This is a genomic window from Actinomycetes bacterium (assembly GCA_036000965.1).
Classification (GTDB): domain Bacteria; phylum Actinomycetota; class CALGFH01; order CALGFH01; family CALGFH01; genus DASYUT01.
This window is the reverse complement of the sequence record DASYUT010000345.1, coordinates 1-6,178: the sequence shown is the minus strand read 5'-3', so window position 1 is coordinate 6,178 and position 6,178 is coordinate 1. Positions and strand designations below refer to the sequence as shown.

Genomic DNA, 6,178 nt, shown 5'->3' with positions numbered 1-6,178 from the left:
GGCACTCCTGCCGGACATCACCGCCGCTGGCCGAGCCACCGACGTCCCAACCCACTACATGGGCCTGCTCATGGCCAACCAGCCCTGGAACCTGCTGCTGTTCATGGCGGTGCCGTTCCTGGTCATCTACCTCGGCTTGGTGCCCGCCGCGCTCGGGCTGGCCCCGGCGTGGGTCGGGCGGGCGGCGATCGCATTCCTGGCTGTCTACCTGACCGTCGCCGCAGCCTACCTGCTCCGGTGGGCGGTGTGGCCGCTCACCGACAGCGGCGGCTGGCGCGGCCCAGTCGACCTGATCGCCGTCGGCGGGTACGTACTCACGGCCGTGCCCATCTTGGTGCTGGCCGTCCTCACGTTCGGCGGCGGGAGTGCCAGGACGCAGACATGGTGGGCGTGGCTGGCCCTCGTCGTCGCGCACGTGGCGATGACGTTCGGGATGATGGCCCCGTTCGTGCTCGGCTGGCACGCGACCGGGCCGATGGCAGCCCCGCTGCACTGAGGCCATTTCATCAGCGCGATCCCTCACCGCAGGTTACGAGCAGACCCTCCGGCCATCCGCTTACGACTTGGTGCGCGATTGGGAGGGGGGCGTGCCGGCCTGACAAGGCCGGCGGCTGATCAGCGGCGGGCGGCCCGGTCAGAGACCAGCCCGACGATGGCCAGATGGGTCTCGGCAGAGGACTCGCGGCGCCCGAGGTAGCGCTGCAGGGACCGCCACTGGTTGTGCGCTGCGATGGCGTGCTCGACGCAGAATCGGCTGGGAAGGACTGCTGGTGCGGGCGGTCCTGTAGCCAGCGGTCTCTCCTCGGCCGGGGCACCCTTGGGCGGTTTGCGTGGTGGGCGTGGACCTGCTCGCCAAACGTCTTGGCCAGGCCTCTGGAGCCATCGTCGACGGTGACCTCGACAGTGGGAGGTCCGCCGTCTTGATCCTTGCCGCAAATACCGTAGGGGGGTATGGTGTCAACAGGCATCGAGTGAGGTGGAGGCGCATGCCGGGCTACACCGAGAGCAAAGAACAGCTCCTGAGCCGCCTGCGGCGGGTGGAGGGCCAGGTACGCGGCCTGCAGCGGCTAGTGGACGAGGACACCTACTGCATCGACGTGCTCACCCAGATCTCGGCCGTGAACGCCGCCTTGCGCAGCGTCGCCGTCGCCCTGCTCGACGACCACCTGCGCCACTGCGTCCGCGACGCCGCCAGCGACGACGCCCGCAGCGACGCAATCGTCACCGAGGCGACCGACGCCATCAACCGGCTGCTCAAGTCCTAACCGTGCCAAGGAGTGCCGTGATGACCACGACGACCATCTCGGTCCCCGAGATCCACTGCGACCACTGCCAGCACTCGATCGAGGGCGCCCTGACCGCACTGCCCGGTGTGCGATCCGCCCAGGTCGACATCGACGCCAAGAACGTGACCGTCCAGTTCGACGAGGCCCAGACCGACCAGGAGCGCCTGGTGACCGCGATCGAGGAGCAGGGCTACGACGTCCCCGCCTGAGCGCGGGACCGGTTCTCCACAGGAGCAGTGCCGATGCCAACCCAGCATGGCCAGCGGCCCACGGAGGAGCCCGCTGGCGCCTCGACGGCGGCCCAGGCTGTCGAGTTCGTCGTCGGCGGGATGACCTGCGGCTCGTGTGCGGCGCGGGTGCAGCGGGTGCTGGGCAAGGCCAAGGGCGTGGCCGACGCCGAGGTCAACTTCGCCACCGGCCGGGCCCGCGTGCAGCTGGAGCACCCGGTGCCCGACGCTGACCTGCGGGCGCGGGTGGAGACGATCGGCTACACCCTGGCCCCGGTCGCCGGCCAGGCCCGCGACGCCGCCGCCGAGCACCAGGACGCCGCTCGCCGCGCCTGGGGGCGCCGGATCGTGGCGGCCGCCCCGGCGGCGGGCTTCGCGCTGGCCACCATGCTGCGGCCGTCCCTGATGGAGGCCGGCGGCTGGCGGGTGGCGTCGTTGGTGGTCGCGACGCTGATGGAGTTCGTGATCGGCTGGCCGTTCCTGCGCGAGGCGGCCCGCCGCGCCCGCCGCCTGAGCGCCAACATGGACACCTTGATCGCGGTCGGGACCCTGGCCGCCTACGGGTTCAGCGTCTGGGAGCTGGCCACCGGCGGGATGCAGCTGTATTTCGAGACCGCCATCCTGCTGATCGCGTTCCTCTCGCTGGGCCGCTGGTTTGAGGCCCGCGCCAGGGGCCGTGCCGGCCAGGCGATCCGTGCCCTGCTGGAGCTGGGCGCCAAGCAGGCGCGGGTGGTGCGCGACGGCGCCGAGGCCCTCGTGCCGGTCGAGGAGGTGGTCGTCGGCGACCTGGTGCGGGTGCGGCCGGGGGAGAAGGTCCCGGTCGATGGCGAGGTGGTCGACGGCGCCAGCGCGGTTGACGAGTCGATGCTGACCGGCGAGAGCGTCCCGGTCGACAAGGCGGTCGGCGACCGCGTGGCCGGGGCGACCCTGAACACCAGCGGGGCGCTCACCGTGCGGGCCATCGCCGTCGGGGCCGACACCGCCCTGGCCCAGATCCTCCGGCTGGTCGAGCAGGCCCAGGCCGGCAAGGGCCAGGTCCAGCGGCTGGCCGACCGCATCTCGGCCGTGTTTGTGCCGGCGGTCATCGCCGTGGCCGCGCTCACCTTCGCCGGCTGGGGGCTGGTCGGCGGCGACGCGGTCAAGGGGCTGACCGCGGCGGTGGCGGTGCTGATCATCGCCTGCCCGTGCGCGCTGGGGCTGGCTACCCCGACCGCGATCATGGTCGGCAGCGGCCGGGGCGCCGAGCTGGGCGTGCTGATCAAGAGCGTCGAGGTGCTGGAGCGTACCCGCCGCATCACCACGGTGGTGTTCGACAAGACCGGCACCCTCACCCGAGGGCGGATGTCGCTGACCGACGCCGTGCCCGCCGCCGGTGTCACCCAGGCGGAGCTGCTGCGGCTGGCCGGCGCCGCCGAGGCCTCAAGCGAGCATCCCATCGGCGCCGCCATCACCGTCGCCGCCCGTGCGGGTGGCGAGCTGCCCGGGGCTCAGGGGTTCCAGGCCCTGGCCGGGCACGGCGTGCGCGCCGACGTCCAGCCCGATCCGGATGCTCCCGCCGTGACGGTGTGGGTGGGTCGGCGCAAGCTGGCCGCCGAGGCCGGGCTGCTGGTGCCCGGCCCGCTCGAGGACGCCGCCGAGCGGCTGGAACGCGAGGGCAAGACGGTAGTCTGGGCCGGCTGGGACGGCGAGGTCCGCGGCGTGCTGGCCGTGGCCGACATCCTCAAGCCGGGCGCCCGCGAGCTGGTCGAGCGGCTGCATGCCATGGGGCTGGAGGCCGCCATGCTGACTGGCGACAACGCCACCACCGCGGGCGCGATCGCGGCCAGCGTGGGGATCGACCGGGTGCTGGCCGAGGTCCTGCCCGGCGACAAGGTCGGCGAGGTCGCCCGCCTGCAGGCCAACGGCAAGGCCGTCGCAATGGTCGGCGACGGGGTCAACGACGCCCCCGCGCTGGTCCAGGCCGACCTCGGCGTGGCCATTGGCAGCGGCACCGACGTGGCGATCGAGTCCAGCGACCTGACGCTGCTGCGCGGCGACCTGGACGGGGTGGCCACCGCGATCGAGCTGTCGCGGCGGACCTACCGGACGATCGTGCAGAACCTGTTCTGGGCGTTCGGCTACAACGCCGCGGCGATCCCGCTGGCCGCCGCCGGCCTGCTCAGCCCGGTGATCGCCGGCGCCGCGATGGCGTTCTCCAGCGTGAGCGTGGTCACCAACTCCTTGCGCCTGCGCCGCTTCGGACGTCCCCAGGCCACGCGCTAATCCTGGGCCACAGAGCGTCGCCACGGTCTGCATGACGTCCTCCTCCCCCGTGTCCGCGTCGCTCCAACCCAGCTCCGCGGCGCTGCTGCGTCGCCCGGTCCCAATGTGGTCCGATAAGCCTTCAATCTCGCAGCGAAGCGTTGCGGAGGGCTTCCGGCTCCAGCGACAGCAGCACGAGTCAGCGCGGGGGGCGCAACCCAGCCAGCGTGACCATGACGAGCCGGCCGACCGCGGCCCTGGACGGCAGGCTGCTGGCTGCCTTGAGGGCGTGGAGGCAGTAGCTAGGCGGTGACCTGCAGGATCCACAGGCCGGTGTTCATGTCGCTGCCGAGCACCAGGTCCCGCTCGGCGTCGTAGTACACCCCCCATACTTGCGGGGTCTGGGACAGCACGGACCGCTGCGACGGCTTCACCGGGTTGTGCCCGGCCGGCGGCACGAAGTACGCGATCTCCTTCGGGCTGCTCGGGTCGTGCACGTCGAGCACCCGGATCCCGTCCGAGTACCACGAGGCATACAGGGTCTCGCCGACCACCAGTGGGTTGTGGATCGAGTAGTCGCCGGCCCCCGGGGCGCCGGTGCCCAGCGAATTCGGCGTCCGGTACTCGCCGACCTGGACCGGGTCGGCCGGGTCGGCGAAGTCGTACACCCGCAGGTGCCCCAAGCCCCTCTCGATGCCCGGCCCGGAGTTCTTGCAGAAGTCCTCGTCGGCGGTGAACAGCAGCCGCCGGGCGTCGTCATAGCTCGACGAGTGGGCGTCGCCGTCCTCGTCGGGGGCGTAGTCGGTGTCGCCCAGCAGCGCAGGGCGCGCGGGATCGGTCACGTCCAGGGCGATGAACCCGCTGTCCCAGTAGGAGAGGAAGACTGTCCTGCCGTCCTCGGAGGGCTCGGCGCTGTGGCCGTAGACCGGGTCGGGGTCGCAGCCCTGGCCGGGGCCGAGCGGGCCGCCCGCGTCATGGATCACGCCCCAGTCCGACACCGCAACCGGGGCCGTCGGGTCGGTGATGTCGATCAGCCGAAAGTCCCCCCGGCCTTGCAGGTCCCGGAATCCAGAGGGCGAGTCGTCTGGGTACTCGCTGGTCGGCACGCTCGCATAGGCAAACGTCCGGCCCAGATCGGGCCGGTGCTCCACCTCGAGCTCGTGCAGCCCCCGCGTGCAGCAGCCCGTGTCGGCAAGCCCAAGCTGGATGGGGGCGGCCGGGTTGGTGACGTCCCAGAGCATCAGCCCCCGAGGAAAGCTCGGGTCGGTCCTGGCGCCGCCGCAGACCTGTAGGCCGGCGGCGGCGATGTCCCGACCGGCGGAGGGGCCGAACCGGGCGGTGAACACGACCACGTCCTCGGCGGAGGTGCCGGTCGGGTTGACCAGCCGGGAGACCATCCGGGGGTTGGCCGGGTCACGGTAGTCGACTACCGCCACCCCGTTGTTGGGCGGCTCGGGGCAGAACCGGGTCTTGCTGCCTTGCGCCCAGTCGGTGAAGCCCCAGTGCCCGGTGTAGGCGAAGCCCTCGTGGGCCCACACGTCGGCGTTGAACCCGCGCCCGCCGAGGTCGTTGTGCCCAACGGCCTCCATGTTGAAGGCGGACTCGGCCTTCTGCCCGCCGTTGAAGGGGGTCTGGGACTGCTGCAGGCGGCGCAGCTCGTCCTTGAGCAGCTCGTCGTTGTTGGTCGGGGGCGCCAGCGCAGCGGAGGCGGCAAGCAGGACGATGGCGGCGGCGAGCGTGGCGGCAAGACCCAACCTGCGCATGGCGACCCCTTCGGTCCGAAACGGTGCAGAGGATTCTACGCAGCAAGCGAGAAGCCGGAAATCCCGGCCTTGCGGTCACCCAAGAGTGGGCCTCTCGAGAACCTCAATCTGTACGTAATGCTTGTTCCGGACCGGCAAGCTCCGTCACGTTCCACGTTGTGACCAGATCGGTTATGCCTCACGCCATCGGGACTCACCGAAGCTGCTCGGCGATCGGGGCGACGGTGATCCCACCACCTGCAGAAGTGGGCCAGTCCGGGCTACAAGCCGGCGCCTTCCTGCCGTGGAGCGGGACCGCTGTCCAGCACCAGCTTCCTGACGAAGAATGCCTCCGGTTGGTGCGGATCGCCGCTGGCCGTCAGCAGAGACTACGGCCAGCGGCGATCCGGCATTTACGTTGGGCGGCCGTTGACAGCCCGACCAGGCAGGCGAATCGTGTCGAGCGCAGGTGGGTCGACCCACGTGGGGTCAGGGAGGAGGAGGGCCATGATGCGACGAAGGGGCTTTCTCGTGGTGGGTACCGTGCTCGCCGCGCTGCTCGCCACCCAGCTCGCCCCCGGGGCGGCGGCGCAGGGGGACAAGGGTCAGAACCCCCTGGCGACCCGGCTTTTGCGGGCTGCGGCGGGCCTGCGCTCCACGCCCGCCGACCCGGGCGCGAGCA

The 6,178-nt window shown here is 71.5% G+C and carries 5 protein-coding genes; 4 read left to right on the top strand and 1 reads right to left on the bottom strand.

Going from position 1 to position 6,178, the window contains the following annotated elements:
- The 4 genes from VG276_30630 to VG276_30615 all read left to right on the top strand — a co-directional run.
- Positions 1 to 496: DUF6803 family protein (locus tag VG276_30630; GenBank protein HEV8653638.1), on the top strand; the 496-nt coding region annotated here is incomplete at its 5' end.
- A 490-nt stretch (positions 497 to 986) separates the two neighbouring features.
- On the top strand, positions 987 to 1,265 hold the full coding sequence (locus tag VG276_30625) for a metal-sensitive transcriptional regulator (protein ID HEV8653637.1): 279 nt from the start codon (positions 987 to 989) through the stop codon (positions 1,263 to 1,265).
- Between the two features lie 20 nt (positions 1,266 to 1,285).
- Positions 1,286 to 1,495 (top strand): cation transporter, encoded by a 210-nt coding sequence (locus tag VG276_30620; protein ID HEV8653636.1) that lies wholly within the window; start codon positions 1,286 to 1,288, stop codon positions 1,493 to 1,495.
- Positions 1,496 to 1,528: 33 nt separating this feature from the next.
- Positions 1,529 to 3,775, top strand: coding sequence for a heavy metal translocating P-type ATPase (locus VG276_30615; GenBank protein ID HEV8653635.1), 2,247 nt, complete (start codon positions 1,529 to 1,531; stop codon positions 3,773 to 3,775).
- A 281-nt stretch (positions 3,776 to 4,056) separates the two neighbouring features.
- Here VG276_30615 and VG276_30610 read toward each other — a convergent pair whose 3' ends face one another.
- Positions 4,057 to 5,517 (bottom strand): hypothetical protein, encoded by a 1,461-nt coding sequence (locus tag VG276_30610; protein ID HEV8653634.1) that lies wholly within the window; start codon positions 5,515 to 5,517, stop codon positions 4,057 to 4,059.
- Between the last annotated feature and the right edge of the window lie 661 nt (positions 5,518 to 6,178).

Excerpts from the sequence above, each read along its gene's own strand:
- VG276_30625 (HEV8653637.1), top strand. The coding sequence starts at position 987 with ATGCCGGGCTACACCGAGAGCAAAGAACAGCTCCTGAGCCGCCTGCGG.
- VG276_30620 (HEV8653636.1), top strand. The coding sequence starts at position 1,286 with ATGACCACGACGACCATCTCGGTCCCCGAGATCCACTGCGACCACTGC.
- VG276_30615 (HEV8653635.1), top strand. The coding sequence starts at position 1,529 with ATGCCAACCCAGCATGGCCAGCGGCCCACGGAGGAGCCCGCTGGCGCC.
- VG276_30610 (HEV8653634.1), bottom strand. The coding sequence starts at position 5,517 with ATGCGCAGGTTGGGTCTTGCCGCCACGCTCGCCGCCGCCATCGTCCTG.